Origin of the sequence: Facklamia sp. P12950 (assembly GCF_050409465.1) — a bacterium.
Classification (GTDB): domain Bacteria; phylum Bacillota; class Bacilli; order Lactobacillales; family Aerococcaceae; genus Facklamia.
Genome location: NZ_JBNUPK010000011.1, coordinates 1 through 19,110 on the forward strand (window position 1 = coordinate 1; position 19,110 = coordinate 19,110).

Annotated in this window: 17 protein-coding genes and 1 other RNA gene; 15 read left to right on the forward strand and 3 right to left on the reverse strand. The window is 37.5% G+C overall.

Translation table 11 applies throughout. The features are described from left to right. From ACQV2Q_RS08265 to pyrR, 4 genes are all read left to right on the forward strand, one after another. Positions 1-578: hypothetical protein (locus tag ACQV2Q_RS08265; RefSeq protein ID WP_428882471.1), on the forward strand; the 578-nt coding region annotated here is incomplete at its 5' end. A 175-nt stretch (positions 579-753) separates the two neighbouring features. Then, on the forward strand, positions 754-1,746 hold the full coding sequence (locus ACQV2Q_RS08270; RefSeq protein ID WP_428882472.1) for a hypothetical protein: 993 nt from the start codon (positions 754-756) through the stop codon (positions 1,744-1,746). Positions 1,747-2,327: 581 nt separating this feature from the next. Further along, positions 2,328-3,536 (forward strand): acetate kinase, encoded by a 1,209-nt coding sequence (locus ACQV2Q_RS08275; protein WP_428882473.1) that lies wholly within the window; start codon positions 2,328-2,330, stop codon positions 3,534-3,536. 117 nt (positions 3,537-3,653) lie between these two features. Continuing rightward, the gene (gene pyrR, locus ACQV2Q_RS08280; protein WP_428874395.1) at positions 3,654-4,193 is read left to right on the forward strand and encodes a bifunctional pyr operon transcriptional regulator/uracil phosphoribosyltransferase PyrR; all 540 of its coding nucleotides are present in this window, start codon (positions 3,654-3,656) and stop codon (positions 4,191-4,193) included. A gap of 384 nt (positions 4,194-4,577) precedes the next feature. On the opposite strand, the gene ssrS is transcribed toward pyrR, so the two are convergent. Together ssrS and ACQV2Q_RS08290 are read right to left on the reverse strand one after the other, a co-directional pair. Next, a non-coding RNA gene (gene ssrS, locus ACQV2Q_RS08285) (6S RNA) lies at positions 4,578-4,760 on the reverse strand. A gap of 144 nt (positions 4,761-4,904) precedes the next feature. Beyond that, the gene (locus tag ACQV2Q_RS08290) at positions 4,905-6,176 is read right to left on the reverse strand and encodes a replication-associated recombination protein A (RefSeq protein WP_428882475.1); all 1,272 of its coding nucleotides are present in this window, start codon (positions 6,174-6,176) and stop codon (positions 4,905-4,907) included. A gap of 142 nt (positions 6,177-6,318) precedes the next feature. Between ACQV2Q_RS08290 and ACQV2Q_RS08295 the strand changes: the two genes are divergently transcribed. The 4 genes from ACQV2Q_RS08295 to recD2 all read left to right on the forward strand — a co-directional run bounded on the left by ACQV2Q_RS08295 (position 6,319) and on the right by recD2 (position 11,598). Further along, on the forward strand, positions 6,319-7,461 hold the full coding sequence (locus ACQV2Q_RS08295; RefSeq protein ID WP_428882476.1) for a cysteine desulfurase family protein: 1,143 nt from the start codon (positions 6,319-6,321) through the stop codon (positions 7,459-7,461). Between the two features lie 14 nt (positions 7,462-7,475). Continuing rightward, entirely contained in the window at positions 7,476-7,814 is a 339-nt protein-coding gene (locus tag ACQV2Q_RS08300) for a cysteine desulfurase (RefSeq protein WP_428874259.1), read from the forward strand. Positions 7,815-7,905: 91 nt separating this feature from the next. Beyond that, entirely contained in the window at positions 7,906-9,048 is a 1,143-nt protein-coding gene (gene mnmA, locus ACQV2Q_RS08305; protein ID WP_428875423.1) for a tRNA 2-thiouridine(34) synthase MnmA, read from the forward strand. Positions 9,049-9,183: 135 nt separating this feature from the next. Beyond that, on the forward strand, positions 9,184-11,598 hold the full coding sequence (gene recD2 / locus ACQV2Q_RS08310; RefSeq protein ID WP_428882477.1) for an SF1B family DNA helicase RecD2: 2,415 nt from the start codon (positions 9,184-9,186) through the stop codon (positions 11,596-11,598). Positions 11,599-11,694: 96 nt separating this feature from the next. On the opposite strand, the gene ACQV2Q_RS08315 is transcribed toward recD2, so the two are convergent. Next, positions 11,695-12,003: a hypothetical protein gene (locus ACQV2Q_RS08315; protein ID WP_428874256.1), complete on the reverse strand. Its 309-nt coding sequence runs from the start codon at positions 12,001-12,003 to the stop codon at positions 11,695-11,697. Positions 12,004-12,490: 487 nt separating this feature from the next. On the opposite strand from ACQV2Q_RS08315, the gene alaS reads away from it, so the two are divergent. The 7 genes from alaS (at position 12,491) to greA (ending at position 18,978) form a co-directional block, all read left to right on the forward strand. Beyond that, positions 12,491-15,139 (forward strand): alanine--tRNA ligase, encoded by a 2,649-nt coding sequence (alaS, locus tag ACQV2Q_RS08320; protein ID WP_428882479.1) that lies wholly within the window; start codon positions 12,491-12,493, stop codon positions 15,137-15,139. 153 nt (positions 15,140-15,292) lie between these two features. After that, positions 15,293-15,553 (forward strand): IreB family regulatory phosphoprotein, encoded by a 261-nt coding sequence (locus tag ACQV2Q_RS08325; protein WP_428874262.1) that lies wholly within the window; start codon positions 15,293-15,295, stop codon positions 15,551-15,553. A 3-nt stretch (positions 15,554-15,556) separates the two neighbouring features. Next, positions 15,557-15,991 carry a Holliday junction resolvase RuvX gene (gene ruvX / locus ACQV2Q_RS08330; protein WP_428874254.1) on the forward strand — a complete coding sequence of 145 codons (435 nt, stop codon included), beginning with the start codon at positions 15,557-15,559 and terminating at the stop codon, positions 15,989-15,991. Between the two features lie 10 nt (positions 15,992-16,001). Beyond that, positions 16,002-16,307 carry a DUF1292 domain-containing protein gene (locus ACQV2Q_RS08335; protein WP_428874253.1) on the forward strand — a complete coding sequence of 102 codons (306 nt, stop codon included), beginning with the start codon at positions 16,002-16,004 and terminating at the stop codon, positions 16,305-16,307. 167 nt (positions 16,308-16,474) lie between these two features. After that, entirely contained in the window at positions 16,475-17,665 is a 1,191-nt protein-coding gene (gene mltG / locus ACQV2Q_RS08340; protein ID WP_428874252.1) for an endolytic transglycosylase MltG, read from the forward strand. Positions 17,666-17,858: 193 nt separating this feature from the next. Beyond that, positions 17,859-18,479 carry a uridine kinase gene (gene udk, locus ACQV2Q_RS08345; protein ID WP_428882480.1) on the forward strand — a complete coding sequence of 207 codons (621 nt, stop codon included), beginning with the start codon at positions 17,859-17,861 and terminating at the stop codon, positions 18,477-18,479. A gap of 19 nt (positions 18,480-18,498) precedes the next feature. Further along, the gene (greA, locus tag ACQV2Q_RS08350; protein WP_428874250.1) at positions 18,499-18,978 is read left to right on the forward strand and encodes a transcription elongation factor GreA; all 480 of its coding nucleotides are present in this window, start codon (positions 18,499-18,501) and stop codon (positions 18,976-18,978) included. The last annotated feature ends 132 nt before the right edge of the window (positions 18,979-19,110 follow it).

Consider the following 19,110-nt stretch of genomic DNA (forward strand, 5'->3'; position numbering starts at 1 on the left):
CACCAGATCCAGATCCAACACCAGATCCAGATCCAAGACCAGATCCAGATCCAACACCAGATCCAGATCCAACGCCAGATCCAGATCCAACACCAGATCCAGATCCAACACCAGATCCAGATCCAACACCAGATCCAGATCCAAGACCAGATCCAGATCCAACGCCAGATCCAGATCCAAGACCAGATCCAGATCCAACGCCAGATCCAGATCCAACGCCAGATCCAGATCCAACACCAGATCCAGATCCAACGCCAGATCCAGATCCAACACCAGATCCAGATCCAACACCAGATCCAGATCCAACACCAGATCCAGATCCAAGACCAGATCCAGATCCAACACCAGATCCAGATCCAACGCCAGATCCAGATCCAACACCAGATCCAGATCCAACACCAGATCTAGACCAGACTACTCCTAAGGGTGAAGAAGTAACTGTCAATAAGTCAGGGATTTTACTGCCTAATACTGGTTCTGATGAAGGAGAATATGTAGCAATGGGTCTTACTTTACTGGCAATGGGCTTAGGAATTTCTGTAGCAGAATTAAAAAAACGCCTAAGTGAGAACCAATAAACTGTAGGCTAAGACGCTAGTGTAAGATCTTTAAATAGGACTCTCTTCATTCTTAAATGGATGAAGAGAGTTTTTAAATGGGCGAGTTGTTTTTAAAGACAGAAAGATATATGATTATTTATATAAAAATGATTGAGCTTAATAGCTTTATAGTTTCTTGAGGAGGATAGAAGTTATGGAAAACATACTTTATGGAGAATCACCGATTATTCATAAAAAGCCAATCAAAGATGGAGAGGGCAATGATATAGGTAAGACCATTATTATTGAAGATAATGAAGGAAATATCATTTTAAGTCAGAACATTTTGAATGATAGCAATGGGAAATCAGTAAAAGTTAATGTGAATCAATCAGAAAGAGAGGGTGTGTATGGATACACGGTCAATATTTTAAAGCCGACCGGGGAAGAAGAGAAGATATTTTTAGAAAACAAGTCAAGTAATCTTGAAAATGAGCAACCAGTTGTTGAAACTAAAGATTTGAAGGATTTTCAAGAACAAATTATTGGCAAAACATTTGTCATCAAAGATAGCCAAGAAAAGTTGATCGCCACTCACCATATTTTAAATGATCCCGATGGCAAAGAACCTGAGCTTAAAATTATTGCTGAGGGAACGGGTCATAAAGTGATTATTTATAAACCAGATGGTGACTTTGAAGAAGTTTTTGTGGAAAACAAAAAAGTTCCAACCATCGAAAAAATCCCTTTTAAGGATAATCAAGGAAGTATTATAGGATACACTGTTTTAGTTAAAGATGATGCAGAGCGAGTTTTATTGAACGAACATATTTTGATTGGCAAACAAGAAATAGCCCCAGATGTTAAAATCACTTATGATAAAGACGAAAACGGAGATCGAGGTTATTTAATTATAATTACGAATGCAGAGGGGTTGAAAAAAGAAACCTTTATAAAAAATGAAAAAGTCCCTACTATTGAACAGTCAGCATTTAAAGATAAAGAAGGAAACACCATAGGAACAACTATGACTTTAAAAAATGGAGATGGAGAATTGGTTTCGATTGAATATATTTTACATGACAAAGCCATTGAGAAAGTTGAATATTCTATTCAACCTAGCCAAAATGATAAGGGAGAAATAGGTCATTTAGTTATCATAGAAAATCCTGATGGTACAATTAGCAAAACTTTTGTAAAAAGTTAAAGAAAATATAAATACCATCGGATAAAGAGAGTTAAGGTATGATAAAGAGTCTTTGAATGGTGTTAATGAAAAAGAGACAAATTCTAAAGGTGGGAACAACTGAAGAAAAATATATTCTAACTATTGTTCAGAACACTTTTATATGGACCATCAGCCAGTGAAAAAGCCACCCAGCCTGTATGTAAAATGACGGAAAATTTAAGGTATAATTATGCTATTTAGCGGGTAACAAAGTCGAAAAATGGGTGTTGATGAGTAATTGTTGTGATGGGCAAGTTGAGACCTTGATTATATGAGTTTTAATCTTAATAAAACTCATCACTTTGACCCTCAAGCACAATAAAGTATTGGCTATCCTAAAAATAGTCAGAGCATGATAGGGATCAATAGAAAGCGCCAAAAATGTTTTTTAATTCATTAATTCTTTATTATTATCAGTAAGTTAATAATTATTAAACTTTTGAAGGACAGAGCAAACTTTATTAAAAACTTCACAAAATTTTGAATCAGTGTTTACGGTGTAAGGATAAACATGATATACTAGACTTATATGAACTAACAAAGAAATGGGGAAATTGTAAATGTCTAAAACAATGGCGATTAATGCGGGTTCTTCAAGTTTGAAATTCCAAATCATAGAGATGCCTGAAGAAACATTGGTTTCTAAAGGATTAGTTGAACGTATTGGATTAAGCGATTCAAAATTAGAAATTAAATATACGGACGCTAATGGTGAAGATCAAAAGTTTCAAATAGTCGAAGATATTGCAGATCATGCTCGTGCAGTGGATTTATTACTAACTAAACTTCTAGACTTAGGAGTTATCACAAACTTTGAAGAAATTACCGGTGTCGGACACCGTGTAGTAGCTGGTGGAGAACTCTTCAAGGAGTCTACTCTAGTAGATGAGCAAGTTATCAAAAACATTGAAGAATTGGGAGATTTCGCCCCCTTACATAACCCTGCGGAAGCAGTCGTAATTCGTGTATTCCAAGAAAAATTACCACATGCTACCATGGCAGCAGTCTTTGATACTTCTTTCCATACTTCAATGCCGGCTGAAAATTATTTATACAGCATTCCGTACGAATACTATGAAAATTACTCCGTTCGTAAATATGGAGCTCATGGGACAAGTCACCAATTTGTGGCCCACCGTGCAGCTGAAATCGTAGGTAAGCCCATTGAAGATCTTAAAATTATCACTTGTCATTTAGGGAACGGAGCTTCAATTACTGCTGTGGAGAAAGGGAAATCTGTTGATACTTCAATGGGCTTCACTCCACTAGCTGGCTTAACAATGGGAACACGTGTCGGTGATATCGATGCATCTGCAATTCCATTCATCATGCAAAAGGAAGGTATTGAAAGCATTGAAGAGATGGTAACTATCTTCAATAAAAAATCTGGTTTACTCGGTATTTCAGGTGTCTCATCCGATATGCGTGATGTGGAAGAAGCTGCAGAAGCAGGAAACGAACGTGCACAACTAGCTCTAGATATTTTCTTCAATCGTATTATTAAATACATTGGACAATATGTAGCAGTGATGAATGGTGTAGATGTGATTGTCTTTACTGCCGGTATCGGTGAAAACTCTAAAGAAACACGTGAAATCACTATGAGAAACTTTGGTTATATGGGTGTTAAGATTGACGAAGAGCGTAATAACACACGCCAAGAAGCCATCGTTTCTACAGATGATTCTACGGTAACAGTTATCAACATTCCTACTAACGAAGAAATTGCGATTGCTCGTGACGTTGAGCGTCTTAAAAATCAAAAATAATCATTAAGATAAGTTGGTATGAACGTTATTCTCATTTGAGAATGACGTTCTTTTGGTATATTATTAAGGGAAGAAAATAAAGAAGTCTAGAGATACCAAACTGAAGGAGACACATGAATGGCTGAAAATATTATTATAGATGAGCAAGCGATCAATAGAACTCTAAAGAGAATGGCCCACGAAATTGTCGAACGGAATCCGAACGTCCAAGAATTAGTATTAGTAGGAATTAAAACAAGAGGCATATATTTAGCCCATCGTTTAGCTGAAAAAATTTCGCAAATTGAAGCTATTCAAGTAGAGCTAGAAGAGTTAGATATTTCTTTTTACCGTGATGATTTGACCCACAAGTTTAAAAATGAAGCACCTGTTGTTCAACCCCCTCACTTTTCTCACTCAATGCGTGATAAAGTTGTGATTATGGTGGATGATGTTTTATATACAGGTCGAACCATTCGAGCAGGACTGGATGCGATTCTATCGTCAGATCGTCCAGCCAAAATTCAATTGGCAATACTGGTGGATAGAGGTCATCGTGAACTCCCAATTCGCGCTGATTTCGTCGGTAAAAATATCCCGACATCTAGCGAAGAAAAAGTGGCAGTCAAATTAAATGAAGTAGACCAAGCAGAAGAAGTCGTTATCTTACGTAAATAAACGAAGCCCTTCAAAGTTATTAGCTTTGAAGGGCTTTTAATTTGAATGAGTTAATGCGACCTAAGAGTAAAGTAGATGAGCACAGAGACCATGGTAATCAAAATCAAAACAAGGACTAGCCAGACAAGACTCCAAATTTTTAATTGTAAATAGATTAAGATAAAGCCTAAAATAGCTAATAAAAAAAAGGTTAGTGCGATTAAATTGAAAATCCTAAGGTCTTGTAGCTTGAGCAATTTTAGTAAGGAATGTCGGAAGTAAAAAATATAGAGGGCCAAAATCATTAATATCGATGGGAAGGCATAGAGCAAAGCTTGTAGCATTATTAACCTCAATTCTATCTAAAGATTCATTAAAAAAGAGCTGGCAATTGCCAGCTCTCAAAATATATCCGAATCGTGCCGATTCAATAAAGCTAGGTTGAACCCGCTAGCAATCAGGTGGGGTTCTCACGAAATGCTTCTGACTTCCACATGCGATGGCTTGTCATAGGTATTCGATTGAAGAATCCCTAATGTAAAATGTTCGGTCAACACATTGACTATCTCTCGAACACATCAGATATATTTCCTATGTACCTAGTATAACACGATGAGATTGAATTGCAATAGTTTTGTTTGAAAAAATGAAAGCATTTACATTATTGGTCGTTAGCAGCTTATTGTATTGAGAAAGAAAAATCGAAACTCATAACTAAACCTTCATGTAAAGCTAATTCTGCTGTTTTTTTATTTCTTGATAGTATTGGTTAATAGCAGCTTCGTATTTTCCTGTTGGTTCGGCTTTGAAGTATTGCTTATTTTTAAGGGGATCGGGAAGATATTGTTGACGGATAAAATGATTGGGATAATCGTGAGGGTTTTGATAGCCGATGGAGCGACCTAATTTTTTTGCTCCCGCATAATGTCCATCTTTTAAGCTGTCTGGTACTGGGCCTGTGTGTCCAGCTTCAATATCCGCCAGGGCCGCATTAATGGCACGGTAGGAGGTGTTGGATTTAGGACTTAAGGCTAAATCTGCCACAGCGAAAGCCAAAGGTATGCGTGCTTCTGGTAGGCCCAACTTTTCAGCAGCTTCAACAGCCGCTACTGTTCGTTGAGTAGCTTGCGGATTGCCAAAACCAATATCTTCATAGGCAATAACTAACAAACGTCGGCAAGCGATGACTAATTCGCCAGCTTCTAAAAGAATAGCTAAGTAATACATAGCCGCATCCACATCTGATCCTCGAATTGACTTTTGAAAAGCAGAGATGACATCATAGTGATTGTCACCATCTTTGTCATGGCTTAATCGTTTACGCTGTAAACATTCTTCAGCAATTTCTGGCGTGATTACAATCTTACCCTGATCGTTTTCAGCTGTAGAAAGAACGGCCAACTCTAATGCGTTGAGGGCTGAACGAATGTCGCCATTTGTTACAGATGAAAAATGTTCAAGGGTGTCTTTGGTAATTTCAACTGGATACTTGCCCAAGCCATGATCAACATCCTTAATCGCTCTTTGTAACCCCTCTTGAATCTCTTGACTGGATAGAGGTTTGACTTCAAAAATTTGAGTACGTGAGCGAATGGCAGGATTAATCGAAATGTAAGGATTCTCAGTAGTCGCACCTATTAAAATAATCCGTCCGTTTTCTAAATGAGGCAACAAGTAGTCTTGCTTAAGCTTGTTCAAACGGTGAATTTCATCTAATAGTAATATCAAGGTACCTGACATTTTGGCTTCAGTGACGACAACTTCTAAATCTTTTTTTGCATCAGTTGCTGCATTTAAATGACGAAAAGCATATTCCGTAGTACCAGCAATAGCAGCAGCAATCGACGTTTTTCCGGTACCTGGTGGACCATATAGAATCATAGAAGAAAGACGTTTGGCCTCAACCATTCGACGGATAATTTTGCCAGATCCTACAAGGTGAGTTTGTCCCAAGATTTGATCAATGTGCTGCGGCCGCATGCGATAAGCTAAAGGTTGTTGCATTAGGAAACCTCCTTATAATGTGTATAGTTTACCACAAAAGGCTCTTTTTGATTAATATACGCCTTTTATTTCTATAAGTAAACACTTTCAAAATCATTAAAATACGTTATAATAGTTGTATTAGGAATGAAAAGGTGAGGCAATGATATATTTTGATTATGCAGCGACAACCCCAGTCGACCTCCGTGTTCAAGCACGAATTTCTCATGCTTTAGCAGAATCTTTTGGAAACCCTTCTGCTACATATAAGCTAGGAAAGGCAAGTAAAAATAAGTTGACCTTAGCGCGTCGACGCTTAAAAGAGTTGTTAAAATTAGATGAAAACGCTGATTTGTACTTCACTTCCGGTGCAACAGAGGCCATCAATTGGGCACTGCGATCACAAGCTGTTCGAGCACGTGATTTAGGTCTAGGTAATCATATTGTTACCACAGCAATTGAACATTCAGCAGTGGATAAGGTTCTTCTTGATTTAGAAAGCAGAGGGTTTGAAGTGAGCCGAATTCAGCCGGACTCTAACCATCAATTCACACTACAGCAATTTATTGAAGCCAGTAAAGAAACGACCATCGGTTGGACAGCTATGGCAGTAAATAATGAAGTGGGTTCTCAACTTCCTATCCAAGACCTAGGTCAATATGCTAAGCAAAAGGGCTATTGGTTCCATGTTGATGCCACTCAAGCTGTTGGTTATCAACCGATTAACCCACAAAATTTTCCTTGTAGCTCTTTCAACGGGTCAGGTCATAAATTTTATGCACCAAAAGGAATTGGTTTTCTGGTCTATCAGGCTTGGAACAAAGAAATGACCTTAGATCCTTTATTATTAGGTGGTGATCAAGAATATACTAAGCGTTCAGGAACTGAAAACCTTCCTTATATTTTAGGTATGGTGGAGGCCTTGGAGTTGATGTATCAGGGGTATGAAGAACTACAAGGAAATTTTAAAGAACTAACAGCATATTTTTTTCAACGATTAGATGAAGCGAGCATTAACTATCAAAGAAATGGTGATCTTAATCATCATAATAACCGCATACACAGTATTTGGTTTAAAGGAAAATTAGCTAGCCAGTTGATTATTCAAATGGACATGCAAGACATTTATCTTTCAGCAGGATCCGCTTGTTCAGCCGGTTCAGTAAAACCCAGTCGCATTCTAACTGCTTATTACCCAGATAACCCAGCGCGTTGGCAAGAGAGTGTTCGAATTTCATTTGGTCGTTATACGACTAAAAATGAGATTGATCAATTAATTGAAGCAATTATAAAAATAAATAAATAGTAAGGAGTAGAACAATGGCATTTACACCAGAAGCAAAATTATTAGGATTCAATCGAACTTTTGAAGTCAGTCCAGAATGTAGACCTTATACTTTAAGAGATAATGGCTTCAATGAAACACGTGGAGGTAACTACTTATACAAACGAGAATTAGATTCGACACATCGTACAGGTTTGGTTTTAAAGGTAACTGTTAATGCTGATTTAAATGGGTTAAAAATTTCAACCGTAAATTCTAACGGTTTGCAGGCGGTTAATGTGTTCAGCCTGGCCAACAACGAGATGGTAATTGAAAAAATAAATTTCATTTTCGACGGATTTGTTGACCGAAACGTTCTAGTTGAAGTAAAATAGAAAATAGTTTTGAATGTATCTAAACGGACTTTCCATTCAAGGTGAGTTCGTTTTTAATCTTTATATAAATATTAAAAGAAAGGAAGACCCAATGACTCCAACAAAAGATAAAGCACAAACGCGAGTAGTGATAGGTATGTCAGGAGGTGTCGATTCTTCGGTAGCCGCCTTATTACTAAAGGAAGAAGGCTATGACGTGGTCGGTCTGTTCATGAAGAACTGGGATGATACGGATGAAAATGGTGTTTGTACGGCTACCAAAGATTATGAAGATGTTGCCTTAGTCGCTGAACAAATTGGTATTCCCTATTATTCAGTTAATTTTGAAAAAGAATATTGGGATCGCGTTTTTGAATATTTTTTAAGTGAATATCGCAAGGGACGAACACCCAATCCGGATGTTATGTGTAATAAAGAAGTCAAATTCAAGGCCTTCTTAGATTATGCCACCGAATTAGGGGCGGATTATATTGCCATGGGTCATTATGCCCAAGCAGCAAGAGATGACAAAGGACAGGTTCATTTGTTGCGTGCATCGGATCAAAGGAAAGACCAGACTTATTTCCTTAATCAATTATCTCAACAGCAATTACAAAAAGCTTTATTCCCACTTGGACACTTGGAAAAAACACAAGTGCGTGAAATTGCTGCAGAAGCAGGCTTAGCAACCGCTAAGAAGAAAGATTCTACTGGGGTATGTTTTATTGGAGAGAGAGATTTTAACCAATTTCTATCTAATTATTTACCCAACCAACCGGGTAAAATGAAAACTTTAGATGGTGAAGTGAAAGGCGACCATATGGGATTGATGTACTATACAATTGGGCAAAGACATGGTTTAGGTATAGGCGGATCTACTGGATCGAATGGCTCCAATGAGCCTTGGTTTGTGATTGGCAAGGACATGGCTACTCAAACACTTTATGTAGGCCAAGGCTTCCACCATCCGCATTTATATGCTGATTACTTAGAAGCTTCGGATCTTTCTTTTACAGATGGTGATAAGAGTGATCGGACTTTTAGATGCACTATTAAATTTCGTTACCGTCAAGAAGATGTTCCAGCAGAAGTGACGATTTATGACCAAGGGAAAAAAGCACGAGTGGTTTTTGATGAACCAGCACGAGCCATTACGCCTGGACAAGCGGTAGTTTTCTACCAAGACCAAGAGTGTCTAGGAGGTGGCATTATTGATGCGGCCTATAAAGATAATCAAATGCGGCAATATATTTAACTGTCAGTCACCCTGAGCATTTAGGGTGATTTTTTTATGGACATAGTAAGAGTCTTAGGCAAGCTTTGAATGGCAAGCTCTAGTTCTTAATAAAAAAGATTGATATAATAAGACATACAAGTGAGGTGAGAGTGGATGGAAGAATTAATAGTAGGTAGCGTGGAAAGTACCATCTTCGAAAATGACCAAAATTTTTATAAGGTCTTGCGCATTAGTGTAGATTTAGATCAAACGAGTCTCTTGGTAGACGAAGAATTGGTTATTACGGGTCAATTTACTACGATCCATTACGATACGCCCTATCAATTTTTTGGAAAATTAGTCCACCACCCACGTTTTGGACAGCAATTTTCAGTCACTCGCTACCAGCAATTGATGCCGACTTCACGCAGGGGCTTAATTGATTATTTGTCCAGCAATCGTTTCAAAGGAGTAGGTCCTAAAACAGCCACAAAAATCGTAGAGTCATTAGGGGAAACGGCAATTGATCAAATCCTTGATGATCCCAATGCTTTAGACAAAGTGAGTGGTTTAACAGCTAAAGTTGCCAATCAATTAAGGGCCAGTCTTTTAAAATTTCAAGGAACAGAACGTATTTTTATGCAGTTAAGTGAATGGGGCTTTGGTCCTAATTTAGCAGATAGAATCTATAAGAAATTCCAATCGAATACACTGGAACAAATAAAAGAAAATCCCTATCAATTAGTAATAGAGATTGAAGGAATCGGATTCACTAAGGCCGATAAGTTAGCAGAACAATTAGGCATTCAACCCGACGCCGCTGAACGAATTGCTTCAGCTATTACCATGGCGGTGGCACAAATTTCTACCGATCAAGGAGATACCTATGTACCGATACCGGATTCGTTGAGAACTGCACGCGACCTCCTAGAAAAAAGTCGCCCCTTTTTGATTGAGGATGATTTATTGACCAAGGGGTTGGATCTTGCAATTATTCAAGACCAGCTGTTAGTGCTAGGAGAAGATCTTGTTATTCCCTCAATTTTCTACGCAGAGTACGGAAGTAGTAAAAAGATTCACGACTATCTGATGGCTGAACAAGTTAAGCGATTTGAAGCAGAAGAGATTGATCAAGCTATTGAGGATGTTATGGCCTTAATTAAAATTGACTATGATCAAGAGCAACAGCAGGCATTAAAATTAGCCATTCAATCCCCTCTCTCTATTATTACAGGAGGTCCAGGAACCGGAAAAACAACCTTGGTACAAGGACTCATTTATTTACATGCTATCTTACATGGCTATGATCTGGCCGATCTAAATGAGGATAATTTTGATTCTCCAATCCGTTTGGCGGCTCCGACAGGCAGGGCGGCTAAACGGATGCAAGAAACTTCTCATTTGCCAGCTTCTACCATTCACCGCTTAATTGGTTATAATCGTGAGTCGACGCTAAGAGACTTTGAACCGATGATAATTGATGGCAGCCTTTTAATTATCGACGAAATGTCAATGGTTGATGTGTGGTTAATGAATTGGTTGCTACAAGCCATTCCCTATGAAATGCAAGTAGTCTTTGTCGGGGATAAGGACCAACTGCCCTCAGTAGGACCAGGTAAAGTTTTTTCAGATATGATTGATTCGGGTCTGATTCCAACTGTTTCGCTATCCAAAATTTATCGTCAGTCCGATGATTCATCCATCGTTCATTTAGCTCACCATATACGTCAAGGCTATCTGCCAGAGGATTTTTTAGCCAAGCATAATGACCGTTCATTTATCCCTTGCTCTGCTCAGCAAGTCAGTGATGTGGTTGGACAGATTGTAGCAGCAGCAATTAAAAAAGGCTTTAATAGCCAAACGCTACAAGTCCTAGCCCCTATGTATAAGGGACCAGGTGGCATCAATCAGATCAATGACTTGATGCAAGAAATGTTGAATCCTGCTAGTTCAAAAAAACGTGAGATAAAACATTTTGACCAAGTCTACCGTATAGGAGACAAGGTTCTTCAACTGGTAAATAATACAGAAGAGGGTGTTTACAATGGGGATATTGGCAAGATAACTGCTATCTTAACGGCAAAAGAAAGTTCAAATAATGTGGAAGAAGTGATTGTTGATTTTGATGACAATGAAATCCACTATCGTAAAAATGAACTGGATCAGCTGACTCTGGCTTATTGTTGTTCCATTCATAAGGCACAAGGATCAGAATATGACTTAGTCATCTTACCATTGGTTGATCGCTATTCACGCATGTTAAGAAGGGACATCATCTATACTGCTGTGACAAGGGCGGTCAAATCCTTAGTCATGGTAGGGAACCCTCAAAGTTTTAATAAGGCGGTTTCACAAGTTCAAATAGAACGCAAAACCAAATTAGCTGAATACTTACAATTAAACTTGACTGAGCAAGCAAAGAAGCGAGAGCTGACAAAAAGCAAAAAGCAAGAGGATCATACAGCAAGTGTTACTCAAGTAGCAGAAAGCAAAATGTCAAAAGCAAGCTTTGTCTTAAATGACCAAACCATCTGGCAAGTCGATCCCATGATTGGCATGGAAGGACTCAAGCCGGAAGATTTTGTATAGTAATAAAGCTTTCTTTGTGTGATTTTAATAGTAACTAGCAAAACCTCCTAAAGAATGTTTCTTTAGGGGGTTTTGATAATTAAAACTTCAATCGCATTATCTATTGATTATAATTTCAAATAAAACAGAAAGGATGCCGACGATTATCAAGATGGCCATCAGAGAATATTGTTTTCTACTATAAGCTAAATTTATTTCCATCAGCCATGTGGCAATATACACTACTGTTGAAATAAAAAGTAAAGCTAACCCTAAGGACAATCCAATCGAAAAAAGTGGATTAGACTTAGGCAAGCCTGATAGCAAGACGGATATAATTATGATTACGCCAATCATGCCTATAATTGGAAAGATTTTCAAAATGTTTTCAATTTTTAAATCTTTCTTGTGATTATCTTTATTCATAAGTTTCACCACCTTTTATAAATATTATTTAGCTAATTTTAATTTAATAACTGGTCCTCAAGATTAATTATATAACTTGTTACAACTTCTATCTTTCTTCAATTCCTTGATTTTCTAAAGGTGTTATGGATGCCTAGGCTTTTACTAAAGAATTTATCGTACGATCACCTACTTTTCAATGAAAAACTTTCTATTAATGATTATATACTAACTGGCAAGATTTTTTTATTCAGGATTGACCTTTTTTATAAAAATTGCTATATTACTAAAGGTAGAGGACATGTCAGGTCATTCTAGAGAGATTACATTTGGTGCAAGTAATCAAGACATTGATGCTCCCTCATACGGACCATTCGAAAGATTGGCGTTTTGCTGGCGTTAACAGTCACTTAAGAAGATAACCAAGAGTTATTATAAGCAAGGTGGTACCGTGGTTAAGCGCCCTTGCATATAATGACTCTTTATTTTTATTGAAGGAGAATGCGGCATGAAACCATTAAAGAGTAAAGAAATACGTCAGATGTTTTTAGATTTTTTTGCAGAGAAAAATCATCAAATCGTTCCCTCAGCTAACCTCATTCCAATTAACGATCCAACGCTGTTATGGATTAACTCAGGGGTTGCTGCTTTGAAGAAATACATGGATGGAACTGAAGTTCCTGACAATCCCAAGATTGCCAATGTTCAAAAGTGTATTCGTACCAACGATATTGAAAACGTTGGTGTGACTGCACGACACCATACTTTATTTGAAATGCTAGGTAACTGGTCCATAGGGGATTACTTTAAAGAAGAAGCCATTCAATGGGCGTGGGAATTTTTAACTTCAGAAAAATGGTTGGATTTTGATCCCAACCGCCTATATGTTACCTATTATCCCGAAGATGAAGAAACTAAGCAGATTTGGATAGAAAAATGTGGTTTAGATGAAGATCATATTGTGGCTGTGGCTGATAATTTTTGGGATATTGGTGCCGGACCATGTGGTCCCGATTCAGAGATCTTCTACGACCGAGGGGAAAATTATCAAAACCTTTCAGCTGATGACCCTGAAATGTACCCAGGAGGAGAAAATGAACGTTACTTAGAAATTTGGAATCTAGTATTCTCACAATACAATCATATGCCAGATGGAAGCTACCAACCCTTGCCTAACAAGAACGTTGATACAGGTATGGGCTTAGAACGGATGGCCTCGGTCATGCAAGATGTTCCGACAAATTTCGAAACAGATTTATTTATGCCGATCATTGAAGCAATTGGTAGATTGACAACTGTCAATTATGGTGATGATGTAAAAACAGATACCTCTTTTAAAGTTATTGCTGATCATATCCGTGCGGTATCCTTTGCTATTGCTGATGGAGCTTTACCTTCTAACGAAGGACGCGGTTATATCTTAAGACGCTTAATCCGTCGTGCAGTTATGCATGGTCGTAAATTAGGAATTAATCATCTGTTTATTTCAGATTTAGTGCCAATTATTGTGGCTATGATGGGTGATCCTTATAAAGAGCTCATCGAAAAAGAAAACTTTGTTAAAGAAGTACTTTTAAAAGAAGAACAACGTTTCCATGAAACAATTGAAGAAGGCGAAGTCCAACTTCATCAAGTGATTAATGCGGTTCGTCAAGCAGGCCAAACGGTTATTAATGGAGACAGGGCTTTTCATTTATATGACACCTTCGGTTTCCCACTTGAATTGACGCAAGAAATGGCTGATGAAGAAGGGCTAACAGTAGACATTGAAGGTTTTGAGATAGCCATGGAAGAACAAAGAGAAAGAGCCCGTGCCGCACGTACAGATGAAGGATCGATGGCGATCCAATCGACAACTCTACAAGCTATTGACTATGAGTTTGATTTTGTGGGTTATGAACAATTAAGTTCAGATGCGACATTGAAATATATTGTCGTCGATGACCAAGAAGTGGACCAATTACCAGCTAATAGTGAAGGGATTGTATTCTTTAACCGCTCACCTTTTTATGCCGAAATGGGGGGACAAGTAGCCGATTTAGGAGGGATTTTTGATGGCGATCAAATGCTGGCAGAGGTCCTAGATGTTCAAAAGAGTCCTCATGGTCAATTTATGCATAAGGTGAAAACATTGGAAATGCCGTTAAATCGCGAACAGTCTTATACTTTGACAGTTGACCGTCAAGCCAGAATGAGGACCAATCAAAACCATACAGCTACTCACTTATTACATAAGGCCTTAAAAGAAGTTTTAGGGGACCACGCTAATCAAAAAGGATCGTATGTGGGGCCAGATCGCTTACGTTTTGACTTTTCACATTTTGGTAAAATGTCAGCCGAAGAACTTAAACAAGTGGAATCCTATGTAAACTTTATGGTTGAAAACGCTATTAATGTTGACATAAGTGAAATGCCAATTGATGAAGCAAAAGCAATGGGAGCCATGGCACTCTTTGGTGAAAAATATGGGTCAATTGTTCGCGTAGTTAATGTAGGCAATGAATCCATCGAATTGTGTGGAGGAACTCACGTTAACAATACTAATGAGATTGGAACCTTTAAATTAATGGCTGAAAGTGGTATAGGAGCAGGATTGCGCCGCATTGAAGCCTTAACAGGTCAAGCAGCTATCGCCAACTATCAAAAGAACGAATCGCTACTAAAAGAAGTTCAAAATCAATTGAAAGTTAGCCAAAGTGATCAACTGCTAAGCAAGATTGAACAGTTACAACAGGATCTTAAAGTACAGCAATCTGAAATCGACTCCTTGACTGCACGCTTAATGCAGGAAGCTTCAGATGAAATCTTTGATGATGTTCAAACAGTTAAAGACATTAGCTTTATTGCAGCCAGCGTAGACAATCAAAATATGGATTCTTTAAGATCTTTAGGCGATACATGGCGAGAAAAAGCTGCTTCTAATATCCTTGTTTTAGCCACTTCTCATGAGGGAAAAGCTAATCTGTTAGTTTTAGTCGATCAAGAAACAGTGGCTAAGGGCATTAATGCGGGAGATTTAATAAAACCATTAGCAAAACATATTAAAGGTGGTGGAGGAGGTCGTTTGACTATGGCGCAAGCAGGGGGTAAAAATCCAGCGGCTATTCCTCAGTTATTAGAAGCAGTGCCGCAAGAGATTGAGAATAGACTGATCTAGCCTGAAACACAATTTTAATAGTGAAAAAGCTATAAATAAAGCACAATAAGAGCCTTTTTATAGGCATTTATGGTAAACTGGAGATAATAGCTAACAAATCAACTAGGGATGTATTAAGTTGATGAGATTAAGAAAGGTTCGGTGAATACATCTATGCAATCATTAGATGAAACAATACTCTTTAAGTTAGATGATTTAAACCAACATACAGTTCGCGAGAGCTTAGAGATTGTCTATCGCGCATTGGAGGAGAAGGGGTATGATCCAGTCAATCAAATTGTGGGCTATCTCTTATCAGGTGACCCGGCTTATATTCCACGTCACAATGATGCGCGTAATCTCATTCGTCGTCATGAACGCGATGAAATTGTCGAAAAATTAGTCAAGTATTATCTAACTAAGAAGGAGTCTTAGTTCATGCCAATTGGAAATCGCAGCATGGGCTTAGATGTGGGTTCTAAAACGGTAGGGGTTGCTATTAGTGACTTAATGGGTTGGACAGCCCAAGGAATCGAAACTATACCGATTGATGAAGAATCGGATAACTTTGGTTATCAACGTCTTCAAGAACTCATCGAAGAGTATAAAGTAGATAAAGTCATTATTGGCTTACCAAAAAATATGAACAATACATTAGGACCAAGAGCAGAGGCTTCCCAAAAATTTGGTGAAAAACTGCATAAAATTGTCCCAGACTGTCAAATTATTTATCAAGATGAGCGATTGACTACTTCTCAAGCAGAACGGATGCTGATTGAAGAAGGGAATGTCTCACGTAAAAAACGCAAAAAAGTAATTGATAAATTAGCGGCAGTGATGATTTTACAAAATTACTTAGATTATAAGAAATAGGGGTGTTAAGATGGTAGAAGAACATAATCATGAACACGCAGAAAAAGAAATTGACTACATTACTGTTGTCGATGAAGAAGGCAACGAATCGTTATATGAAATTCTATTCACCTTTGATTCACAAGACTATAATAAATCCTATGTCCTTATTTATCCAGCTGGAGCAAATGAAGAAGAAGAAGTAGAAATTCAAGCTTACTCCTATAAAGAAAATCCAGATGGGACTTCTGGTGATTTACAAGCGATCGAAACTGAAGAAGAATGGAACATGATTGACGAAGTATTAAATACATTTTTGGCAGATGAAGAAGAATAGTTAAGAAAGCTAAGCTCTTTCCGATTGATGAAATCGGCAAGAGCTTTTTCTCTTATAAAATCATGAAGCTTGAAACATTAATTTAATCATTCATTAATTAGGTCAGGATAGTTATTTACTGTGTTATTTGCTATAATGCTTACAACATTAGGCTATTAGGAGGAAGTATGAAGATAGATTGGAATAGAATACAAGAAGATGCAAAAGTAAATGAAACCATGCATGTTAAAGAATTACTTTGGACCAATCGAGTAATTAAAATCATTCTTTGGATATTTTTGATTATTATCGTAGTAGGCACCTTATTCATTTATTGGAAACTGGATAAAGATTTAGGGCCGGTGGATGCCAATAGTTCTGAGGCAATCGAAGTGACGATTCCCATCGGGTCGACTTCTAGTGATATTGCACAAATTTTAGAAGATGAAAAACTGGTTAACAATAGTCAAATTTTTAATTTGTTTATGAAATTTAAAGGAGCTAGTGACTTTCAAGCAGGCTATTATCAATTAAAGCCTAATATGAATGCAGAAGAGTTGATTGCAACTTTAAAGGAAGGTGGCGAACCAATCCAAGAAGATATTGATACCACACTGACTGTTGTGGAAGGCATGCAAATAACTGATATTGCACAAGTAGTGGCTGAACAAACACCAATTGAAGCTGATACTTTTATTGATCGCGTTCAAAGTGAAGAGCTGTTTGAAGACTTGTTAAGGCGTTTTCCAAGCTTGATTCAACCACTATCTGAGATTGAAGGATTAAAATATCGTTTAGAAGGTTATCTTTTCCCAGCTACTTATGATTATATTGCTGGCATGACGGCTGATGATTTAATCATTAATATGGTTGGAAAAGCTAATATTGAATTTCAGAAATTGCAAGAAGACCTTAGCAATACTTGGTTAAACTATCACCAGTTGTTGAGTCTGGCTTCGGTTGTTGAACGAGAAGCATCGACTGATGAAGATCGCGCCTTAGTTGCAGGAGTTTTCTTCAACCGTCTAAACATTGAAATGGCTCTACAAAGTGATATTACGGTTATTTATGCACTTGGCAAGCATAAAGAGCTGGTTACTTATGAAGATTTAGAAGTAGATTCGCCTTATAATACGTATCAACATAGCGGGTTGCCAGTAGGACCGATTAATAGTCCTTCTCTATCATCGATTATGGCGACTATATATCCAACTTATTCAGATAACTATTACTTTGTCGCAGATATGAATACAGGCAAAATCTATTATTCTGCAACAGAAGCTGAGCATAGTGCCTTAGTAGAACAATACGTTCAACCATTCTTTGATGAAGCAAAAAAAGAAGCGAGTCAAGAAAATGCAGAATTAGAAGAAGAATAGCAAGAACAACAAATGAAACTTTTAACAAGCATTTGAATACTAAAAAAGAAATAATATGAAATGGCTTGCATTCAGCTAATTTATATGTTATTTTCTTAAGTATAGTTTTGAGCAAGTTCAATAGAAAGCAAGTAATCACCTCTTATTGGGTGGTTGCTTTCTTTATGTATTTGTCAATTAAGGGAGTGAAGTAATGGGGGATAGACCCATCATCATCGGTGTCACTGGTGGATCAGGTTCTGGTAAATCAAGTGTTAGCAAGCGAATATTAGAACAGTTTACTGAGATGTCCGTTTTGGTCTTAGCACAAGATAATTATTATAAAGACCAAAGCCATCTGACATTTGAGGAAAGATTAAAGACGAATTACGACCATCCCTTTGCTTTTGACAATGATTTAGTTTTTGAACATATCCAAGCTTTTATAAGAGGTGAAACAATTGAAGTCCCTATTTATGATTTTGTGAACTACACGCGTTCACTTGAAACACGTAGAGAAGCTTCACGTGACGTGCTAATCTTAGAAGGGATTTTAATTTTTGAAGATAAAATGATTCGTGACTTATGTGATATTAAAATATATGTCGATACGGAAGATGATATTCGCCTTTCTAGAAGAATTAAACGCGATGTCATTAAAAGAGGACGTTCTGTAGAATCTGTTCTTGAACAGTACGAAACAGTTGTCAAGCCGATGCATCATCAATTTACTGAGCCAACTAAACGCTATGCAGATATTATTGTCCCGGAAGGCGGCCATAATCATGTGGCCATAGATTTATTAGTTACTAAAATTAACACAATTATTAATTAATTTGAAGGAGTATTAACAGATGGCAGATAAAACATATCCAATGACCCTAGAAGGTAAGAAAAAAATTGAAGCTGAATTAGAAGATTTAAAAGTAAATAAACGAGCTGAAATTATTGAACGCATTAAAGTAGCCCGGTCTTTTGGTGATCTTTCTGAAAACTCAGAATATGAATCAGCAAAAGATGAACAAGCTTTCGTTGAAGGACGTATTTCAACATTAGAAAATATGATGCGCTTTGCTGAAATTATTGATGATAAAAATGTTGCGGCTAATGAAGTAACATTGGGTCGTACCGTGACTTTTAACGAATTGCCTGATGGTCCTGAAGAAGCATATACCATTGTTGGCTCTGCTGAAGCAGACCCAATGGAATATAAGATTTCTAACGATTCGCCAATGGCCAAAGCTCTATTAGGCCATAAAGTGGGTGATAAAGTAACTATTGAAACACCGGGCGGCTCATTTGATGTGGAAATTACTAAGGTGGCTAAGGCATAATTTATCCAACAGTTAGACTCCTTTTGGGGGTCTTTTTTTATGCCTTTTTCTAGGATTTGTTTGCTATAATAGATGGAAGATAAGCAAAGTATTATCTTTTTTCAGTTTATCTTTTATGCAATAATAGCAATG